This is a genomic window from Natronomonas gomsonensis, from assembly GCF_024300825.1.
Taxonomy (GTDB): Archaea; Halobacteriota; Halobacteria; order Halobacteriales; family Haloarculaceae; genus Natronomonas; species Natronomonas gomsonensis.
On sequence record NZ_CP101323.1, the window covers coordinates 3,482,736 to 3,501,262 of the forward strand.

At 59.7% G+C, this 18,527-nt stretch carries 18 protein-coding genes and 1 pseudogene; 10 read left to right on the forward strand and 9 right to left on the reverse strand.

Annotated features, from left to right (window positions below; translation table 11 throughout):
- Positions 1-2 precede the first annotated feature (2 nt).
- The 4 genes from NMP98_RS18500 to NMP98_RS18515 form a co-directional block, all read right to left on the reverse strand.
- Positions 3-263, reverse strand: a complete 261-nt coding sequence (locus tag NMP98_RS18500; protein WP_254859324.1) for a hypothetical protein — start codon at positions 261-263, stop codon at positions 3-5.
- The gene (locus NMP98_RS18505) at positions 257-568 is read right to left on the reverse strand and encodes a hypothetical protein (RefSeq protein ID WP_254859325.1); all 312 of its coding nucleotides are present in this window, start codon (positions 566-568) and stop codon (positions 257-259) included. Before NMP98_RS18505 ends, NMP98_RS18500 begins: the two co-directional genes overlap by 7 nt.
- 98 nt (positions 569-666) lie before the next feature.
- Positions 667-987 (reverse strand): HalOD1 output domain-containing protein, encoded by a 321-nt coding sequence (locus tag NMP98_RS18510; RefSeq protein ID WP_156707334.1) that lies wholly within the window; start codon positions 985-987, stop codon positions 667-669.
- An 85-nt stretch (positions 988-1,072) separates the two neighbouring features.
- Positions 1,073-1,873, reverse strand: coding sequence for a TrmB family transcriptional regulator (locus tag NMP98_RS18515; RefSeq protein WP_254859326.1), 801 nt, complete (start codon positions 1,871-1,873; stop codon positions 1,073-1,075).
- Between the two features lie 221 nt (positions 1,874-2,094).
- Here NMP98_RS18515 and NMP98_RS18520 point away from each other — a divergent pair, with 221 nt between their 5' ends.
- The 5 genes from NMP98_RS18520 (at position 2,095) to NMP98_RS18540 (ending at position 6,537) form a co-directional block, all read left to right on the forward strand.
- Positions 2,095-3,090: an alpha/beta fold hydrolase gene (locus NMP98_RS18520; RefSeq protein WP_254859327.1), complete on the forward strand. Its 996-nt coding sequence runs from the start codon at positions 2,095-2,097 to the stop codon at positions 3,088-3,090.
- Between the two features lie 113 nt (positions 3,091-3,203).
- Entirely contained in the window at positions 3,204-3,632 is a 429-nt protein-coding gene (locus NMP98_RS18525) for a universal stress protein (protein ID WP_254859328.1), read from the forward strand.
- A gap of 106 nt (positions 3,633-3,738) precedes the next feature.
- Positions 3,739-5,913, forward strand: coding sequence for a heavy metal translocating P-type ATPase (locus tag NMP98_RS18530; RefSeq protein WP_326494499.1), 2,175 nt, complete (start codon positions 3,739-3,741; stop codon positions 5,911-5,913).
- A gap of 178 nt (positions 5,914-6,091) precedes the next feature.
- On the forward strand, positions 6,092-6,232 hold the full coding sequence (locus NMP98_RS18535) for a hypothetical protein (RefSeq protein WP_254859330.1): 141 nt from the start codon (positions 6,092-6,094) through the stop codon (positions 6,230-6,232).
- A 5-nt stretch (positions 6,233-6,237) separates the two neighbouring features.
- On the forward strand, positions 6,238-6,537 hold the full coding sequence (locus NMP98_RS18540) for a DUF7562 family protein (RefSeq protein ID WP_254859331.1): 300 nt from the start codon (positions 6,238-6,240) through the stop codon (positions 6,535-6,537).
- 48 nt (positions 6,538-6,585) lie between these two features.
- Here the strand turns inward: NMP98_RS18540 and NMP98_RS18545 are convergent, their stop codons facing one another.
- Positions 6,586-7,212: a class I SAM-dependent methyltransferase gene (locus NMP98_RS18545; protein ID WP_254859332.1), complete on the reverse strand. Its 627-nt coding sequence runs from the start codon at positions 7,210-7,212 to the stop codon at positions 6,586-6,588.
- A gap of 111 nt (positions 7,213-7,323) precedes the next feature.
- On the opposite strand from NMP98_RS18545, the gene NMP98_RS18550 reads away from it, so the two are divergent.
- Positions 7,324-7,590 carry a hypothetical protein gene (locus NMP98_RS18550; RefSeq protein ID WP_254859333.1) on the forward strand — a complete coding sequence of 89 codons (267 nt, stop codon included), beginning with the start codon at positions 7,324-7,326 and terminating at the stop codon, positions 7,588-7,590.
- A gap of 52 nt (positions 7,591-7,642) precedes the next feature.
- Here the strand turns inward: NMP98_RS18550 and NMP98_RS18555 are convergent, their stop codons facing one another.
- Both NMP98_RS18555 and NMP98_RS18560 read right to left on the reverse strand, forming a co-directional pair.
- Complete coding sequence (locus NMP98_RS18555; RefSeq protein ID WP_254857797.1) at positions 7,643-8,278, reverse strand: IS6 family transposase; 636 nt, start codon at positions 8,276-8,278, stop codon at positions 7,643-7,645.
- 95 nt (positions 8,279-8,373) lie between these two features.
- The gene (locus NMP98_RS18560; protein ID WP_254859334.1) at positions 8,374-8,763 is read right to left on the reverse strand and encodes a DUF7987 family protein; all 390 of its coding nucleotides are present in this window, start codon (positions 8,761-8,763) and stop codon (positions 8,374-8,376) included.
- Positions 8,764-8,940: 177 nt separating this feature from the next.
- Between NMP98_RS18560 and NMP98_RS18565 the strand changes: the two are divergent.
- Together NMP98_RS18565 and NMP98_RS19685 are read left to right on the forward strand one after the other, a co-directional pair.
- Positions 8,941-9,162: pseudogene (locus NMP98_RS18565) on the forward strand (hypothetical protein); the annotation flags it as partial.
- Positions 9,163-9,452: 290 nt separating this feature from the next.
- Entirely contained in the window at positions 9,453-9,905 is a 453-nt protein-coding gene (locus NMP98_RS19685; RefSeq protein ID WP_497007565.1) for a hypothetical protein, read from the forward strand.
- A 270-nt stretch (positions 9,906-10,175) separates the two neighbouring features.
- Here the strand turns inward: NMP98_RS19685 and NMP98_RS18575 are convergent, their stop codons facing one another.
- Positions 10,176-11,114: a hypothetical protein gene (locus tag NMP98_RS18575; protein ID WP_254859337.1), complete on the reverse strand. Its 939-nt coding sequence runs from the start codon at positions 11,112-11,114 to the stop codon at positions 10,176-10,178.
- 551 nt (positions 11,115-11,665) lie between these two features.
- On the opposite strand from NMP98_RS18575, the gene NMP98_RS18580 reads away from it, so the two are divergent.
- On the forward strand, positions 11,666-12,523 hold the full coding sequence (locus NMP98_RS18580) for a hypothetical protein (protein ID WP_254859338.1): 858 nt from the start codon (positions 11,666-11,668) through the stop codon (positions 12,521-12,523).
- Positions 12,524-12,529: 6 nt separating this feature from the next.
- Here NMP98_RS18580 and NMP98_RS18585 read toward each other — a convergent pair whose 3' ends face one another.
- Complete coding sequence (locus NMP98_RS18585) at positions 12,530-13,288, reverse strand: enoyl-CoA hydratase/isomerase family protein (RefSeq protein ID WP_254859339.1); 759 nt, start codon at positions 13,286-13,288, stop codon at positions 12,530-12,532.
- A 1,151-nt stretch (positions 13,289-14,439) separates the two neighbouring features.
- Between NMP98_RS18585 and NMP98_RS18590 the strand changes: the two genes are divergently transcribed.
- Complete coding sequence (locus NMP98_RS18590) at positions 14,440-18,519, forward strand: tetratricopeptide repeat protein (protein WP_254859340.1); 4,080 nt, start codon at positions 14,440-14,442, stop codon at positions 18,517-18,519.
- Positions 18,520-18,527: the final 8 nt, after the last annotated feature.

The window sequence follows — 18,527 nt, forward strand, 5'->3', positions numbered from 1 at the left end:
GTTCACTCGGTCCGTTCGACGCGCTCGACGGCGGTGCCGCACGTCGAACACGTGTGTTTGTCGGTGGCCACGTAGATTTGGTCACATGACGAACAGCTGTACAGATACGGTTGCTGGGCGACACCAGACCCCTCCGTGGTGGAGTCGTCCGGCGGCCCGCCATGCCCGCTAACCGATGTGTGCCCCTGTGGCCACCCGTCACCGACCCCGTCTGCGACCCCCATCTGCAGTCGACCAAGTATGGTCTTGACTTTCCCTAACATATTCTCCCCTCCTCGGGAAGATAGTCGTCGGGCAGTACGTCACTGCGGGCCTCCAACGCGGTGAGTATGGATTCGGCGGCCTCGAAATCGCTCCCTCGCTTCACGGTGCCCGTTTCCTGATTCCACGCGACGAGGTCGTTTTTCTCGAGGAGCGGGAGGTGGACGTGGTGGAGCTGGATAGCTCCGTCTTCTTCGGCCTCGCCACCGGAGAACGGATGGACTTGCTCCTCCTTGCGGAGTGCGATTAGTATCTGTCGACGGCGCTCGTCCGATAGCGCATGCATCACTCCATCAAGGTCATTCATCTTCCAACGAAATAGGGTGCGCTACCGTTTCAACTCATCAATTTTCACAGGTGATGGAATTTTGATTATCCGAGAGACACGTGGGGCATCAGGCAGTATCAGCTCTCTTCGTCGATGTGGCGAACGGCGACAGTTCCGCTACCGGTGACGCTCACCTCGTACGCCGAGGCTGTAAACGAGACGGTGGTGACGCCATTGGTTGGACGTGTCGCACTTGACTCGATGAGGTTGTCTAAGGCATCCGAGTTGACGGAGTCGTACAGCGGCTCGATTTCAGACGGGTCCGTGTTCGCTGCGATGGCTATCGTCTCGATAACGGCCGTACTTGGTGCGACCGACTCCCAGTCGAACTCCGTTTGAACTATCGGGTTCTCATCAGGAACTGAATCATCTTCCCCTGGTCGATTCGGTGTCGTCATGACTGATTTCTCTTCCGTGCGGGTTGGTGTGATTTTGATTGTGGGTTCATATGAAGGATTACACAGAGTGGGGGTTCGTTGGCGGTTATTCCTCTGGGGTCTCTGAATCAAGTCGCCAGGTGAATATCGCCTTCAACACGACGACCAGACTGTTCCTGTCGCCTTCGCCCCAGATGGCGGTCTCCGAGCGTGGGTCGGATGGCGACGCGTCCGCACCGTTGACGAGTGCGCTCACGAGGGTCTTTCGCCCGTCGATCATCATGAGCCGGCCCGCGGACGTGTCCGACCAGACCCACAGCGACTCGAACATCGTCGCCCCAGGGATGTCGTCTTGGATGCGCTCTTGGACAGGTGCCGAGACGCCGCCAAGCTTGATGGAGACACCACGCGCTGCGGCCTCGCTCAACGCATCGATTAGGTCGTCGGTGAGGAGGTCCTCGACCGTCATGTAGACGATTTCCTCTTCCGCGTTCTCGAAGAACTCGATGACTCGGTCCGTGACCGACCGCTGTCCATCGACCGTCCAGACGCCCCGCTGTTCGGTTCGTCGTTCGACGGGTTCGAGGTCACTCAGTGCCACTCGAAGGATGTCAGTCCGATTTTGGAGTTCGTGTTCGAATGTTCGGCTCGCGGTTTCGGCGGAAATCGCCCAGAACTGCTTGGGTGAGGACTGGAGGATATCGACGAGTCCCCGGTCGTGTAATTCGTCGACCGCATCGTACACGCGGGTACGTGGTACGTCTGATACCTGACTGATGTCTCTGGCCGTTCCCGTCCCCAGACTCGCGAGGGCGACGAACGTCCGTGCGGCGTACGCACTCAACCCGAATCGCTCGAGTTGCTCGATTGCTGCCGACTGGGGGTCTTCGATTGGGTCGTTGTTCATCGGTTGGGCTGACGGCCGGTAGTAGGAATCCGGTCACGTGAGGTGACCGGGCTGGCACACAGCAGTGCAGTGGTTGGGACACAGTAACTGACCTGTGTGCAGGTGAGTAGTCGTGGGCGAGTACATTATCTCTTTTGTGATTAAGAGGGTGACAGTAGTAGCTGGGGCCCTTCCGGAGGCGAATCCCCTAAGCACTTGGGGGCAGTCGCCGTGGTAGCTCCATGGATACTCTGGTCCCCGGACGGCCGGATAACGGGGACGGCGAAACGGGGCGTGACGAGAGGGGACTCGGCCGGTGGATTCGCCGGTCTCTTGCAGGCGGCATGCTTGGTTTGGCGCTGTATGCGGGCTACGAATCGGACCGGGAGCCGGAGATACTCCGTGAGCGGTACACGTATCCTGACTCACGGTTCGTGACCGTCGACGGGTTGGCCGTTCACTACCGCGACGTCGGCCCCGAGGACCCCGACGCGCCGACGCTGGTGTGTTGTCACGGGGTTTTCGCGTCGCTCCATACCTGGGAGGGGTGGACCGAGGAACTCTCAGATGAGGTGCGAATCGTGAGCCTCGATCTCCCGGGGTTCGGCCTCACCGGCCCCCACCCGGAAGGACACAACGGCATCCAGGAGACCGTCGACTTTCTCGCGGCCTTCCTCGACGCCGTTGGCATCGAGCGGGCGTCGCTTGCAGGGAGCTCCCGGGGCGGCGAGATTGCCTGGCGGTTCGCGGTTGACTACCCCGACCGCGTCGACCGTCTGGTGTTGGTCGGCGCCGCGGGCTATCCACGCACGGAGACGCGGTGGCTGCGACGGGTCCGGGACCTCGGCCCGCTCTCGTGGCCACTCAGACACCTCACGCCACGAACGTTGACGTTGCTCGCCGTCCGGAAGGCCTACGGCAACCCTGCGCGGATGGCACCCGAGACGGTGACTCGCTACCACGACTTACTCCTGCGGGCGGGCAACCGCGACGCGATCGCCGATCTGGATGTCCAGACCGGCGATCGGAGCGCCGACGTCCCGCGGGTCAACACGCCGACGCTCGTGCTGTGGGGCAGCGAGGACGCAATCATCCCGCCGGCACACGGCGAGCGGTTCGCCCGTGAGATAGCTGGTGCCGAACTCGTCGTCTATGAGGGGTTAGGTCACATCCCGATGGAAGAAGACCCAACGCGGACGGCTCCCGACGTCCGGTCGTTCCTGCTGGACGGAGAGTGATGCACCCGAACAGCCAGAAAAATCACGTGTAACAGAGACACGCCTTAAGGGAGTCCCTCCACGCGGTGGTCTGAGCAGTACACTCTTTTCTGTCCGGGTCAAAGTCTCTTCGTATGCCCGAGAACGTTCTCATCGCCTTCGACGGGTCGCCGCTTGCCGAGCGTGCGCTCACGTACGCGATAGAGAACTTCTCGGATGCGACCCTCACTGCGATGTACGTCATCAACCCGATTAACTCGGTGATGGACGTAGAGGCCGGCGGTTTATCAGCGGCTGAGGACTGGTACGACAATGCCAAAGCGCGCGCAACCAGCATCCACGGGACGGCCACGGACATCGCGGCAGGACACGACATTGACCTCAAGACGGTCACCGAAGTCGGCAGGCCCGCACGAGCGATTCTGAAGTACGCTGACGAAAACGACATCGATCAGATTGTCATGGGCAGTCACGGCCGCTCGGGAATCGACCGGACATTTCTCGGCAGCGTTGCCGAGACCGTCACCCGACGAGCGCGAATTCCAGTTACGATCATCGCATGATTCAAGCAGAACAGAACGAACACGCGTTCAAGAGTCTCGAAGGACTCGAGAAACTCGTTAGCGAATCTAAAACGTCAAATCCCGACACGCCAATGGTATAGAGAACGTGGCCGTTACTGAATCTACCCCGCGCTCTACGTGTACGGTCCGCATTGAACGACGCGGGGGTCGTGGCGAAGCGGGCGCGCGGGCACTCGAAGGCCACCTCAAGGGTATGTCCGGCGTCCACGACGTTGATGTCTCCTTCCGAACGGGGAGCGCTCGAGTCACCTACGACGAGGAAGTCATCTCCGAGGAGACGATTCGAGACGCGGTCCGCGACCGGAACGTCTCGATTCAGGACGACCCCGACACGACAACGGACGAGGTGAGTACGCGGTCGGAACTCCGACGCGAGGCGGTGTTCGTCGGGCTGACGCTGTTCGGGATGGTGACCGGTCTCCTGACGGGGTGGCTCAATGGACCGCCACTGCTCATGTGGGCCGGCTACGGCGTCGCCTACGTCTTCGGCGGCTGGTACGGACTCAAAGGCGCAATCGAGACGCTCCGCCACCGCGCCGTCGACATCGACCTCTTGATGATCGTCGCCGCAGTCGGCGCCCTCTCGATTGGAGCCCCGTTCGAGGGCGCGATGCTCCTCTTTCTGTTCTCGCTATCGAATACACTCCAGCATTACGCGATTGGCCGGTCGCGCCGGGCAATCAAGTCTCTCATCGAGATGCGGCCGGACGAAGCTCAGGTACTTCGCGACGGCGAGGAAGTCACCGTCCCTATCGATGATGTCGTCGTTGGCGACGTGTTCGTCGTCCGCCCCGGCGACCGCATCCCGCTCGACGGCGTCGTCACGTCCGGCGAAGGGACGGTCGACCAGGCCTCCCTCACCGGCGAGTCCGTGCCCGTGCCGAAGGAGTCCGGCGACGAGGTGTTCGGTGGGACGATAAACGAGAGCGGAAGTCTCGAAATCGAAGTCACACGACAGGCTCACGAGTCGGCAATCAGCCGCCTCATCGATATGGTCGAAAACGCACAAAGCGAGAAGGCCCCGACCCAGCGGCTCATCGACCGCCTCGAACAACCGTACGTCCTCGGCGTGTTCGCACTCACGATCGCGGCGATCGGTCTTCCGCTCGCGCTCGGAAGCGAGTTCACCAGCACGTTCTACCGTGCGATGACGCTCATGGTCGCCGCGTCGCCGTGTGCAGTCATCATCTCGACGCCCGCGGCGGTCCTCTCGGCGATCGCCTCCGGCGGTCGGCAGGGCGTCCTGTTTAAGGGCGGCGAACACGTGGAAGCGGCAGCGAACATCGACGCGGTCGCCTTCGACAAGACGGGGACGCTCACGAAAGGCGATACACAGTTGACGGACGTCTTCGTCCGCGAGACGGCCGCGGAGGCGCTAACCGACGACGGACTGCTCTCGCTTGCGGCCGCAGTACAGTCCCGCTCGGAACACCACCTCGCTCGTGCGACGGTGGCCGCAGCAGACGAGCGGTCACTCGACGTCCCCGACGCACGGCGCTTTCAGTCCGCTGCGGGGAAAGGCGTTCGCGCCGAAGTCGAAGGCAGCACCGTCCACATCGGGAATCGAAGTTACTTCAGGACCGTCCTCGAAGACGCAGCGATCGAGGGGCTCGACGCCGGCCTCGACCGCCTCCAAACGCTGGAGGCAGAGGGAAAAACGAGCGTCATCGTCGCCCGGGAGGACGGCGACACCGTTTCCGTTCTAGGGTGGCTCGCGTTCACCGACACGGTTCGGCCCGGAGCTGCCGAGATGATCGCCGAACTGCGGTCGCTCGGCGTGGAGCACATCGTGATGCTGACGGGCGACAACGAGCGCGTCGCACAGCGAATCTCCGACGAGGTCGGTATCGACGAAGTGCAGGCGGAACTGCTGCCCGAGGAGAAAGTGACGACTATCGAAGCTCTCGTCGACCGCCACGAGAACGTGGCGATGGTTGGCGACGGCGTCAACGACGCGCCGGCGCTGGCGACGGCGACGCTCGGCATCGCGATGGGCGGTGCCGGAACCGACGTTGCCCTCGACACTGCCGACGTGGTACTGATGGGCGACGACCTCAGCAAGATTCCCTACGTCCTCGGGCTCGGACGCAAGACCCGCCGGACGCTCACCGTCAATCTCGCCATCGCGTTCGGCGCGATCGCGCTCATGGTCGGCACGATTCTGCTCTGGGGCATCCCGCTGCCACTTGCAGTAATCGGTCACGAGGGCTCGACAGTACTCGTCTCGCTGAACGGGCTTCGGTTGCTTGGGTATCGGTAGTCGGGACGCGTCGACGAGCATCCGCATCGCATCGAGGGGTGATTCCTCGTCGCCGTTCGAGATTACGGTCGCGTTATAGCATTCGCCGCTGTCACCGCGGTAGCTGTATTCGTCGCGACTTAAACAAGCTAGTGCGTACGGCGCAATTCAGTCCGCGGTAGCGGGTCTCCATCTAGATATGTGGTTCGACGAAAACGACTCGATGGAAGCCGGTGGGAGTCGCGCCGAGCGGGCGAACGCTTTCCCCGAGCGTGGCGGTTCGATGTGGTCACCTTCGACAGCTGGTGTGTCGACCGAGACGTTCGACGAGGGACGGTGATAGAGATGGGACGCTGGAACACCACTGACGCCGACGACGATTCGGTCGTTTGTATCGCCTGTGGCGACACCGTCTCGCGGTCGGCGGCGCGGGAGTACGACAAGTACGGCGACCGTTGGAATCGCGACGGCAAGCGATTCGAGTACCTCTGTAAGCCCTGCGACAAAGAGCGATGCAATCACTCACGAGACGGCTTAGAGGCGTTGCTCGTCGAAGCTGAGGCGGGTGACACCGACGAGAAGACGTTTTTGCGGAACTTCGCGGAACTCGTTGAAGAGGACGCTGGCGCGGAATCGAGGCCCTGACTGGCGACGTTCCTCGGCCGTTGTTCGAATGCCGGTCGGTGACGGGGTCTACTGCTCGTCGTCGTCACCGCCAGCGTCGGCTGTACGGTCGGCGAAGACGAACGTGGCGGTGCTGCCCAGCGGGTCGGATACCTCCGCTGTTCGCAGGTTCTCGAAGCCAGCGTCGGCCAGCTGCGAGCGGGTTCGCTCGGGGCCGGGCGCCGAAAACAGCATCCGTCCGCCCATCCACCCTTCCCGGACGGTGTGGAACCGTCCGCTCGGTAGCGTCATCAACAGCGTCCCGCCGGGGCGCAACACTCTGGCGAACTCGCAGTACACCGTCGGGTGGTCCTCGCGGTGGACGTGAAACACGGCGTGGTAGGCGGTGATGGCGTCGACAGAGGCGTCGGCCACTGGCAGCGCGGTCATATCGCCCTGGAGCAGTCGCGCCTCCGGGACGTTCTGGCGAGCCAGCCTCAAGCCCTCCCGAGAGAAGTCAAGCCCAACGCTGCCTGGCGGCAGGTTCGAAAGCGTCCGCGCGCCGTCACCGCAACCGACATCGAGGACCGTCGCCTCCGGCGGGAGCGATGCTGCCAACTCACCGACCAGCGCCGCATCGGAGCCGTCGGCATCCCGGCGGTCGGCGTACGTCGCTGCGATGGCCTCCCAAGCGTCCCTGACCTCCCTTCGATTCATGTCTTTAGTAAGTGTTTGCGCCAGTTAATGTCTCGCTCTCGGTGGCATCTGGTTTCGCCCCCGTCGTAATACTACTACAGTTTTATTTCGGGGGAACTGAATTGTGGACGTATGTTTGAAGCATTTGAACGCGGCGACCGTGTCGAAATCTCGTATCTGTCTGACCGCTCCGGCGGTGAGGTCTCACGGACGGGCACCGTCCTTCAGGTGCCCGAGTCGGAGGGCAAGCGTGGCTTCTTCGTCCAGACCGACGAGGACCAGTTGACCGGCGTCATGGGTGGGCGCGTGTACAGCCTCTCGGTGGGGACCGAAGACGGCGACCGAACCGTCCAGCGGAAGACCTACCTCGGCGACCTCGAAGACGTCACGGCAGCGTAGTTCGGGCTCTTTCGCACGGCCTTCAATTTTGGGTGGGAGCAAGACATCGTGTTTAGTTAAGTGAATTCCACCAGACGGCGAAGGCTTGCAGCCATGTTTCTGCCGTCGTCGGCTGCACGTGGCTAAAGCTATTACTAAACGAAGAAGTTCGTCGTTTTATCTCTCTAAAGATACGTTCGACAGCATTCCGATTTCCATGCCGGATCGTCTGAAATCGGAGCCCTGCTCGGCGGAGTGCTGCCGCTAAATGTTTGGCGTAATCGACGAGAAACACGGCGTCAGAGACGTCGTGTTTCTCACGAAGTTCCTGCAGAAATCGCTGTGTCAATGCAGTTGTAGTGGTCGTAAACAGCCGTACGTGCAGGAATTTGTTTGTCTCTGGATCGACAGCGGCGTACAGCCAAAACTGCTGACCGTTGATTTGGATCACCGTTTCGTCAAGCGCAACGTGATCCGGACTGGTATCGTCGGCTGGCTGTAGATCGGCTTTCTGCACCCAATCGTGAACGGCTTTTCGTGACCGTTCGACACCGAACTTCTCAAGTTCTCGAATGGTATTCGAAAGTGATAGACCAGCCAGATGGAGTCGAATACCGAGCTTCATCAGCTCGCTCGGTGTCCGCTCTCGCTCCACAAAATCTAACTCGATCCAGTCGCTACAACCGCTGAGGCGTGTGATTTCTGCCATAGACACTCAGAAAATCACCACGCCTCACTCTTCATCCTTAACTAAACACGACCGAGCAAGAACGGGACAAATCCTACGTCTCTAGCCGTGGGTAATCACCGGCGTTTTCGGAGGGTGAGCCACGCGATGTTGCCGAGTGTCGTAACGAGGAAGGCGGCGGTACTGGCAATGAGCGAGGAGGGGGCTCCGATTTCGACACTGACCAGATAGATGCCAGTGAATTCGATGGCCGCCACCGTACAGCCGACAACCACCCAGCCGATGGCTTTCCACGTCTGTTCGTACTGCGGCCACAGTTCGTTGTATGCCGTGGGGACCACGACGGCGAGCGTAATCAAGAAGAGGAAACTTCCGGAGGAATCGGACACGGCCGTATTGAACGCGTACAACAACGGGAGCGCGACGAGGATTGCCGTGAAGACGGTGACGTTCTGCTGGGCCGTCATCCAGTCGGTAACCTTTCCAGTGGTGCTTGTGGAGGGCATCGCACAGAACTACTCCGTTTGGAATCATAAAACTGTGTGATTCGGCTTGTCTCGGTAGCATTGGCGGTCATTCGGCCGTTGATTCCTTCGATTCTGAACGAGCGACCCACTCCATTTCATAACGATTAGGCGACAACATCAGCAACACGGACGCGTCCGATACCCTCCCATAACGCAGACGAGCGAGAGTTCTGGGGGACGGTGACTGTCGTGCCCTCGACGATTGTGATGCTCGTGTATCTCTTCGTGGTCGCCGGCGGTATCGTAATCGGGTTGCTGACGACCTGGTACGGACTCTCCGGTCACTTCGCCGCCGCACCCTTGGTACTTGTCGGCCTCGGCATGTATCTCACCGTGACGTTCGGCGTATCGTACGGATCGTATCGGTATGCCGTCTGATGCTACCAGCGCTATACGTTGCCGTAGCGTTCTAGAGAAGCTCTGTTGAAATCATCAGAAAGAGACAGGTTCTATCTCGGTCCGGTCAATACAGTCGCTTTACTTATCGATTTAAATTCTTAAATGTAATTCTGGTTATAAATATGGGACTGAGTGAAGAAACTGCGCTGGCAACTCCTGAAAAAGACGCACAAACCGTGGGGTAGCCTCGAAAAAATTCAGCCTATCGGTACTATTAATATTTATCACGAAAATGCCAGATTGTGAATCGGAGACGATACCTTCTCGGGGTGGCTGCGGCGGTAACTAGTGTCGCAGGCTGCTCTCAGGCATCTGATGGTAACAATAGACAAGGCTCCACAGCGACCCCTACGCCATCTCCTACAGCACAACCAGAAACAGCCACGTCCCAGACTGCCGCAGAAACTCCCAAAGAAGCTGTTCGATCATACTTGACCGCGATATTCGCCGGCCAAGTGCAGGAGGCGAACGCCCTCATCCACCCTGATGGGGAGGTTAGTGAGTACACCGAGGACGCGGCCGAACGAAATGAGGCTCTCAATCTGACAATCCAATCGCTTGAGATTACCGAAGAAAGTGAGACCACCGCCACGGTTGACACGGTGGTCACCCTTGAAAATCCAGAAGCCGATGAGGAATCAACGAGATCTCAAATCTACTACCTCCAAACAGATGACGGCACTTGGAAAATCTATAGTGCTGAGGAAGACGAAGCCGCATAGCCGAGCACATCGGTAGTCGCAGTTGCCGATACGATTTCTCTATCCAAATTCATGGGTGAAATAGCCGGCCAGTTCGCACCCTCATCGACCGACTGTTTCAGGCGGGAATTTATCTGAAGAATGGGATTCCAATAGAGCCTCTCGAGACGTATTCCTACGGGCGGCCCAGAAACTTCGGGATTTGCCCACGGGACGGCTTGTCCAAGGGGTAGAACATGCTCCGACGCTGCCGTAATCAAGCGACGCTACGTCTCAGCGAAAATCGACTCACTAATCGTCGTCGATGTAGAGCCCGTATCGATAGAACTGCTCGTCGTACCAGAGTTGTTTCCCGGTCGCTGCGCTGTCGACTGCTTTGAGCCCGAGAGCGCCAAGGAGGGCGTCCAATGACTCCGAAATCGGCGCCGATTCCGTATACGTACCACGTGCAATCGCCTGTGCAAGCAGCTCTTGGGCGTCGCTCGAAAGCGCTGCTGGCGTGAGTTCGGCATCGACTCGGGAACCGAACACGACCGACCGAAACTGCGAGCGGGAGGCAGCGACCTTGATGGCGAGTGCCGTGTGTGCTGGTTCGCGGAGTTCTTCTTCGGTGACATCGACGCGATACGCCCAATTTCCGCTGTCGGTCATCGTGACGACTCGTCCGTCGAGATCGCCGGTTGCAAGTCGACTCTCGCGTTCTGCTGGCCGCCGCAATACGTAGCCGTCCCCACGGAGTACTTCGGCGGTACTCGCCTCGCCATCACTCTGGGTGTGGGTGTGGAGGATTTTGAGCACGCGGGCACTCGGCTGTGCAAGCGTGTCGGTTAAAACGGCGTCCTCGGGAACGTCTTCTTTGGAGACCGAGTCCACGCGAACGATTTGGCGGGATTGTTTCGACCGCCCGGTGACGATGTATTTCGTCTGGTAGTACGCATCGTCGTGCTCGACGTAGGCATCCTCCGGGAGCGGTCGGTAGCCGTACGTCGTATGGCGCCCGTCCGGAAGAATCGCGGCAAGTGCAGTCCGGGCTGGCGCTCCGAATACTGCTCCATCGTCGGGCTCGTAGAGAGCGTGTTCGATTGGGTCAACCTCGATTGAATCGATACTGAGGGTGTATTCAGTCGTCGGTTCGTTCGACCCGAACAGATCGCCGGCCGTACAGCCGGCCAGCGCGGGCAGGATCGCTGCCCCGCCGACTTGGAGGAGGCGTCGTCGTGTGGGGACCATGTCGGCCGATTCGGCTCCAATAAGTTGGAGGTGGTGATTTCAGTGGAATAGGTGACAATAAGTAATTATTCAGACACAAGTATGCCGACCTGCGTCGAAATCCCGGAGTCCGCATGAGAGATGCGGCGGCCGAAAGCGGGAGTGTGAAAACCCACTGATTCGTTAGCAGTTCGATGGCGCGAACGATGCCTACGAAGGGTGCAACGACTCCGGGATATCTGCGTGTTCAGCAACGGTGTTGCACCCAAGGTAGGATCTCTCATACAGGGCTATTACTGTTGGGGAAGACTGTCATTTACCTTCGCGACGTAGCTGCCTCGTGGGCAGCCACGCCAGCGATTGTTATCGCAATCATGGTCTGTTCGTTCCTGCTCGCGCTGTGTGGACTGTCCGGGCGACTTGGCGGGTTCGTCGGGAGTTGGCTAGCGACGACATTCGGTGGCCAATCGACGGCTTCGGCTGGAGGCTGAGTGCTTGGAGGTAATCCATTGCGGAGCTAGTGCCTGAAAATCGGCAAAAAATGAATAGTGAGGGAATACACCCACGCCACGATGAAGCGGAATCGGCTCCTGAAAGCCGGCCTCGCCGTTCTCGTGGTGACGGTTGTGGTGGTTGCGGGCCTGTGGTTTCTGTTCGTTGCTACGCCGTCACCGACTGAAAGCGACCTGAATGCAACCACGCCGGATCCAAACCTCTCGACAGCGCCACCAGAATTCACGATGACTGCGGCGGTAACGACCCAAGCTATCGAGGAGCCGTCCGATACGACGAACTGGTCGGCCAGAGTTATGTACGATTCCGACGCGGAGGAGCGTCTCGGGTGGCTCAACTCCACGATCGAGGACGGCGAGGTATCTATGGGGCAGTATCAGCGGTACTCTCAAAACGCAACTCAAGAGTACAATCGGTATCACCATCCCGAATCGGACGCCTTCGACTCCAGAGTCGATTCCATTCGTGACGACTTGGACCCGGAGACGGAGTCGCTCTCCGTCAACGACACGTCGCAAACGTACGTCCACTACCGAAAGCGACCACAAAGCCCCTTTGAGGTCGTCCCTGAGTTGATGCCTCCGCTTGGATTCATCGACCGAGTGCCGTTCGAGCACGATGGGTCGACAACGTTCAGAGGTAATCGTGTCGAGAGATACGTACCCACCTCCGGTTGGGTTCAGACACCGGGAACTGTCGATGACGACCCCGACTGGTACATCTCGAATACGAGTGGCGAACTGTACGTGAACAAGGCAACCGGGCATATCGTTCACGTGAACGTGTCGCTGACATCGAAACGCACTGCGATTCGCGCAGGCAAGTGGTTCGCTGAGGGCGGGGACCGAATCCAGATTCGGCTCACCGTCCGTGAGGATGTTCGGGACGATGACCTCCGGCCAGCGTGGGCGACCTAGGTCGCTTTAGTACTCGAACTCGGGGTCGCGATCCTCTAGAAAAGCCGCTGCGGCCTCCTCTGCGTTCTCGCCGGCCCGGAGTTCGGCGTTGTACTCGCGTTCTTGGGCGTACTCCTCGACTGGCCATTCGGGTTGTCCCTCGATGGCCGACTCTTTGGCCGCGCGGACGGCGTCGGGGCTCTTCGCGGCGATGTCGGCGGCGATAGCCTGGGCTGCAGCAGTCGGGTCGTCGGCCAGTTCTTCGACCATCCCTACCTCGTAGGCTCGTTCGGCCGAGACTGAATCGCCGGTGTAGGCCATCCGCCGGGCGATCCCGTCGGGGAAGACACGCTTCATGGGGCCGAGACCGCCGATGACGCCGACGTTTATTTCCGTGACGGCGAAATGGGCGTCCGGACTCGCGACGCGGATGTCACAAAGCGAGGGGAGGATGCACCCCGCGCCCACGGCAGGACCGTCGACGGCGGCGATGATTGGCAGGGGGAATTCATAGACCGTATCGAGCAACGAGAGGTACGTCTCGGTGTGTGCGGGTTCCTCTTCGAGGTCGTAGTCTAAGAACTCGTTGACGTCGTGGCCGGCCATGAACGTCTTCTCGCCAGCCGTCTCGAAGACGATAGCGAGTTCCTCACCACGTGGGAGCTCAGAGAGGAAGTCATCGAGCGCGCCGAGGTCCTCATAGCGCATCGCGTTCACGGGCGGTCGCGAGAGCGTGAGCGTTCCGATCCCGTCTTCTACTTCGTAGTCGATGATCGCGTCCGTCATGAGACTCCCGTGGGTGTAGCGAATAATAAGTTTGAGCTACGATTCCGCATCGATGCTGATCAGCCGGTCGTCGTACCTGACAAACGGCATGTGAGTATCCAACATTTGGAGCGCCTTTGACATCCCTCCCTGAAGGGGTTGGCTTCCGCTCGCTATGTGTCTGCATTCAGGCCGGGTATCTCTGCATGGTTCGTGGAGGCGTTGTCGGATCCCCTCCCGTCCTGAAGGCGGAATTTCCGCCTTGTAGAACGAAAATTGTGGATTCTGGCCGACTCCGAGCCTGGCTGCGGAACAGTGGCGAGTGCGGCCGAGGCCATCTGCACACTCGTTTATATCGGCGGACGGTCGTGTACGCACGGCGTATGGGCTGATTTCGGCCGTGTACACTCATTCGAACGCCCGCAACGTGAAGCACGTGCGATGCTGTAGGCGGGCAGTGCTCGCTGAGTCAGCTTTGAGGTACGTGGATGGTACTGTTGAGTCGCTTTTGCTGGCCTCTGTTTCTTGTCGCATGAGGCGTCAACGGCCAGCATTCGATAGCTGCGATGACACGCGTTTCGACAAGGTGTCCACTCGTTGGACGCTGGCTGATGCACTCATTTTTGATTATCTGAAACCCGCGTACACCCCCGGAAGTATGGGGGTGTATCCGCCGATTTCCAATTCTGGGATGTACGATAATTGGGGGATATGCTTGATCGACTTCTTCTACTGTCTCCGCTTAGACGGTCTCTCTCCCCGATGGCTGATTGCAGCCTGTTTGTCTTGGCCGTACTAGTACCGCAGGCGTTCACCGTACGCACACTGCGGATGCTCGAATGAGTGTACACCTCCGTACAACCGACGTAAATGGTCTCCACCGATCAATTCCTACCTAGTAAGACTGTACAGAAGCCACGCTACTCTCGACTGAGATACTGGTCGAAGACGACCGCATGCCAATACAATCAGCTCCAGCCGTGTTCGTCGACACGCTGTGGCCCCCACGTCCAGCGGTCCGCTGTGCGGACGGAAACGGGTCTGCCCTAGGTACCGGTGGATCCCCATCATGTTGGTCGCTCACAGTTGGTTGGCTTGGGTGGAAGCCCACGTCTTGAGCCGTGGGTCACCGACGTGGACAGGTATTTCTGGGAGAGGAGTTGTTTCTGCATATGGTCGAAGAGCAGGCTGTCTCGCTTTTCGTCAATCTCGCTGCGACCGGCATTACAGCGGGGTCAGGGGTGGCGTCACGGAAGGCCCAGAACGTGCTTCGGCGACGGGCTCATCAAGAGGACCTCGAACATGTCGCAACCGAGTTCAGCAAAGCACTGCGGCAGTCGATTGCCGACGTCGATGCACGAACGGAGACGAACGAACTGGCTAATGTCGCCAACAATTGGGAGACAGTTATCACCGAACTTGCGGAGCTCTCAGAAGACGCCAGCCACGAAGTCCACACCCCGAGCGAGCGTGACCAACTCGACTTCTTGCTCCGATCCGATACCGAGACGGATGCAGTGCAGGAAATCGCCGAAGCAATCGCGACGGCGAAGGGCTTCGAACTCGCACAGACCCCGCAGTTGCGCGAGGAACTGACCGACGCCGTCGCCGAGGCCTACTGTGAGGCGCTGGTGGACTTCCAGCACCGCATCGCCGGGACTGACCTCGCTGACGTGTTCCAGCAGGAACTCGGATTGCATCTCTCCGAGCAGCTTGCGGGCGCCCAGCAACGACTGACGACGCTCACCGAAATCGGCGAGCAGTTGCTGACACAGGCCGCTCGCAACGAAGGATTCCGCCAGCTGTCACCCACATACTTCCAGCGGACACCGGTCACCCCCGAGTTGTCTTGGCGGACGACGTTCAGTCTCGCTGATGTCGCCGCAGACATTCCGGCACAGCGGACAGGTCTCGACGCAGATGTCGCCAGTCAAGAGCTGCTGGAGTCGCTTAAATCGGGGACTGACCGACTGGTTATTGGCCGGGCTGGCAGCGGCAAAAGTACGCTCTGCAAACAGGTCGCAGTCGAGTGGTACCGGGATGACGAGACTGGACCAGTATTTTATCGAGACACCGACCGGGCCGGGAGTCCGTTCGAAAGTCGCGACTCTCTCCGACAGGCGATCGAGCAAGCACAGGGCCACGTCCTCGTTGGGGTCGAAGATGTGGTGCGTTCGGATGCAAGAGCCGTGCTGCGGGTGGTGGAAGAATACGACGACGACCCGGACGTGAGCTTTCTGCTGGACGCTCGCGGCTCGGAACTGGACGAGGAGATGGGCGCACGCGCCTACGACGAGTCCATGGCACGTCGAACGCGAGCAATCATCGACGATGTGGCGCCATATCGCCTGCCGACCGTTTCGAAACCCGACGTCCAACGGGTCGTCGACGCGTTCGAGGATGCGACCGGGCGAACAGTGTCGCAGTCAGCCACAGAATTGTACGAGACGGTCCGTAGCGAAGACATCGACGGGTTCGGCGCGTTCATGCTGCTGGCATTTCACCTGCCACTGGGGGACGACTCGGTGGACGGCGACGGACGAGCCGAAACCGGCTTGGAGGGACACGTCAGATCGCGGTATGAGACAATCCAACGGCCAACTGCTGAGCAGGCCCTCCGGGACCTCTCGCAGTTCGATCCTGACCTCTTGGCTGACGTAGCCGTGATGGTGAATCTGTTGAACGCCAGCGGCATCGGCATCTCTCCCGAGTTGGTCCACGCACTCGGGTACGAGTACGGCCACGATATCGACACGCACGATGAGATTGCCGCGATTCGCGAGGCACTGACGGGCTGGTTTCTCTATCCTGTCGAGACGGGTGAGCAGGCCCACACAACCCATCCCCTGTGGTCGACGCTGTATCTGCGTGTGCTGGCCCAAGACCATGCTGACCAACAGGCTGATAGTCGGCGCCGGAGGCGTTCTGAGCCACGGACCGGTCGGTGTTTGGATGCCCTGTTTCGGCTCTTCGACGACACCGACCACTACGAGTCGACAGCGCGAGAGTTTCCGCAGTCATCGGTGGTGGCGGAGATTGAAACCCACTCGACCGAGACGGCCGACGACTACGTCAGGTCGGTGATGGACCTCAGCCGTGAATGGCCGATTTTGGGTCCACTCGTTGGAACATCGGCGACGGCTCGCTATGCGTTGCCGGCGTGTTGTCCGGACAGCAGTCACCAACAGGCCCGCCTCAGTCGGGCATGGACCCACCTCCAGAACGGCTCGGTCGATCGCGCAAAATCGGAGTATGAGACGGCCCTCGAACGGTCGGACATTCTCACCCCGGGAGACAAGGTCACTGCGCTTGCCGGGCTCGGCGCCATCGCCCATCGACGGGGCGACACCGGGCAGGCAAACGAGATTCAGGAGGAGCGACTCGAGATATGCCGTCGAGCTGGGTACGCCATCGGTGAAGCCGATGCCTTAGACAGCCTCGGGAACATCGCCCTCGTGCGTGGAGAATATCAGACAGCCGAACGGTATTATCACCAAAGTCTCGAACGGTTTCAGGAGATTGGGTTTTCTATCGGTGAAGCGCAGAGCCTCAACAATTTGGGCGTCCTCGCACAGGAGTTGCGTGAGTACGAGCGAGCCCGAGACTACCACAGCCGCAGCCTCGACATCTATCGTGAAACAGGGTCGCGTCAAATGCAGGCCCGCCTCATCAGTGCGCTCGGCAGCGTCGCCAAGTCGCTTGCGGAACTTGAATCGGCACGAGAGTACTATCAGCAAAGCCTCGCCATCTGTCGTGACATCGGTGACCGCTTGGGTGAAGCGAAAAGCTTCGAAGGGCTTGGAACAGTGCGCAAGCAGGCTGGAGACAACCAGCAAGCCGAACAGTATTTCGAACGGAGCCTCGACTTGTTCGAAGCGGTTGACGACCCACGCGGACAAGCCTCGAGTCTCAACAATCTCGGCGATATCGCCAAGCAACATGAGAATCTTGAGCAGGCAGCATCGTATTACCGGAAGAGTCTCTCTCTGTGTCGTGAAGCCGGTGACCGCCGCGGTGAGGCGGGCAGCCTCAACAGCCTCGGGATTCTCGCACGGTCGCGCGGGAATTTTGAGGCGGCAAATGAGTTCTATCACGAGAGTCTCGACATCTTCCGAGACATCAACAAGCGTGGAGACGAGGCGATGGTGCTCGCAAATCTCGGGAATCTTGCGCAAGAACGTGGAGATCTTGCAGAAGCGATGTCCTACCACGAACAGCGACTCGACATCTATCGCGATCTCGACGACAGCCAAGAGGTAGCGAAAAGTCTTGGCAGTCTCGCCGAGGTTGCACTGGCTCGTGGACAGCTGGAGACCGCTACCGAGCACTTTCAGCAGAGTCTCGAAACCTTTCGTGACGTCGGTGATCGGGAGGCCGAAGGGGCGCTCCTTGAGCGTCTCGGTGAGATTGCCGGCGACCGTGGTCAATTCACGCGGGCCAAGCGCTACTATCAAGCGAGTCTCGATATTTTCCAAGATATTGGTACTCCGGCCGATACGGTCTCTATTCGAGTCCAGCTCGGAACGCTCGGGCTTCTCCTCGGCGAGTACCACCAAGCGAGAACGCATCTCCAAGAGAGTCTTGCAATCGCGAGAGATGTCGACCACGCACCCGTTGAGGGGGTCAGCCTCACTCTCCTCGGGGAAGTGGCTCACCGACTGGGCAATGACGAGGCAGCCACTGAATATCTCAACCAGAGTCTGGACATCGCCCGCGAAATCGGATACAAGCAGGGAGAAGCCAGTGTGCTCAGAACGCTTGGAAACGTGGCTCGAAGCCAACAGGCGTACGCGGATGCAAAGAGCCACCTGAGACAGAGTCTCAACAGTTACCGAGCGCTCGACGACGAGCAGAACCAAGCCGAGGTGCTGAGAGACCTCGGAACGACGCTGCTACTGGAGGGTCGTCTCGCCGACGCCCGGAGCCACTTCGAGGAGAGCCTCGATATCGATGTGGATGTCAAGAATCCTCGGCAGGAGGCGCTGTCTCAAGGTACACTCGCAGCTATCGATATCGCTGAAGGGGAGACTATCACAGCGAGAGCCCAACGGGATGAAGCGATTTCGTCGCTTCGCGAGATGGACCTCCTCCCTGATGAACTCCGAGTGCTCCGTCTCCACGTCCACATCGAACGCGAGTATGGCGACGACGAGATGGCCAAAACGCTCTATCAGCAAGCATGTGAGCGAATCGAGAACGCTGACCTCCCTCTGGACCACCACCACGAACGGCTTGACGCCGTCTACCGTTGATAGAATCC

Excerpts from the sequence above, each read along its gene's own strand:
- NMP98_RS18500 (WP_254859324.1), bottom strand. The coding sequence starts at position 263 with ATGTTAGGGAAAGTCAAGACCATACTTGGTCGACTGCAGATGGGGGTC.
- NMP98_RS18505 (WP_254859325.1), bottom strand. The coding sequence starts at position 568 with ATGAATGACCTTGATGGAGTGATGCATGCGCTATCGGACGAGCGCCGT.
- NMP98_RS18510 (WP_156707334.1), bottom strand. The coding sequence starts at position 987 with ATGACGACACCGAATCGACCAGGGGAAGATGATTCAGTTCCTGATGAG.
- NMP98_RS18515 (WP_254859326.1), bottom strand. The coding sequence starts at position 1,873 with ATGAACAACGACCCAATCGAAGACCCCCAGTCGGCAGCAATCGAGCAA.
- NMP98_RS18520 (WP_254859327.1), top strand. The coding sequence starts at position 2,095 with ATGGATACTCTGGTCCCCGGACGGCCGGATAACGGGGACGGCGAAACG.
- NMP98_RS18525 (WP_254859328.1), top strand. The coding sequence starts at position 3,204 with ATGCCCGAGAACGTTCTCATCGCCTTCGACGGGTCGCCGCTTGCCGAG.
- NMP98_RS18535 (WP_254859330.1), top strand. The coding sequence starts at position 6,092 with ATGTGGTTCGACGAAAACGACTCGATGGAAGCCGGTGGGAGTCGCGCC.
- NMP98_RS18540 (WP_254859331.1), top strand. The coding sequence starts at position 6,238 with ATGGGACGCTGGAACACCACTGACGCCGACGACGATTCGGTCGTTTGT.
- NMP98_RS18545 (WP_254859332.1), bottom strand. The coding sequence starts at position 7,212 with ATGAATCGAAGGGAGGTCAGGGACGCTTGGGAGGCCATCGCAGCGACG.
- NMP98_RS18550 (WP_254859333.1), top strand. The coding sequence starts at position 7,324 with ATGTTTGAAGCATTTGAACGCGGCGACCGTGTCGAAATCTCGTATCTG.
- NMP98_RS18555 (WP_254857797.1), bottom strand. The coding sequence starts at position 8,278 with ATGGCAGAAATCACACGCCTCAGCGGTTGTAGCGACTGGATCGAGTTA.
- NMP98_RS18560 (WP_254859334.1), bottom strand. The coding sequence starts at position 8,763 with ATGCCCTCCACAAGCACCACTGGAAAGGTTACCGACTGGATGACGGCC.
- NMP98_RS18575 (WP_254859337.1), bottom strand. The coding sequence starts at position 11,114 with ATGGTCCCCACACGACGACGCCTCCTCCAAGTCGGCGGGGCAGCGATC.
- NMP98_RS18580 (WP_254859338.1), top strand. The coding sequence starts at position 11,666 with ATGAAGCGGAATCGGCTCCTGAAAGCCGGCCTCGCCGTTCTCGTGGTG.
- NMP98_RS18585 (WP_254859339.1), bottom strand. The coding sequence starts at position 13,288 with ATGACGGACGCGATCATCGACTACGAAGTAGAAGACGGGATCGGAACG.
- NMP98_RS18590 (WP_254859340.1), top strand. The coding sequence starts at position 14,440 with ATGGTCGAAGAGCAGGCTGTCTCGCTTTTCGTCAATCTCGCTGCGACC.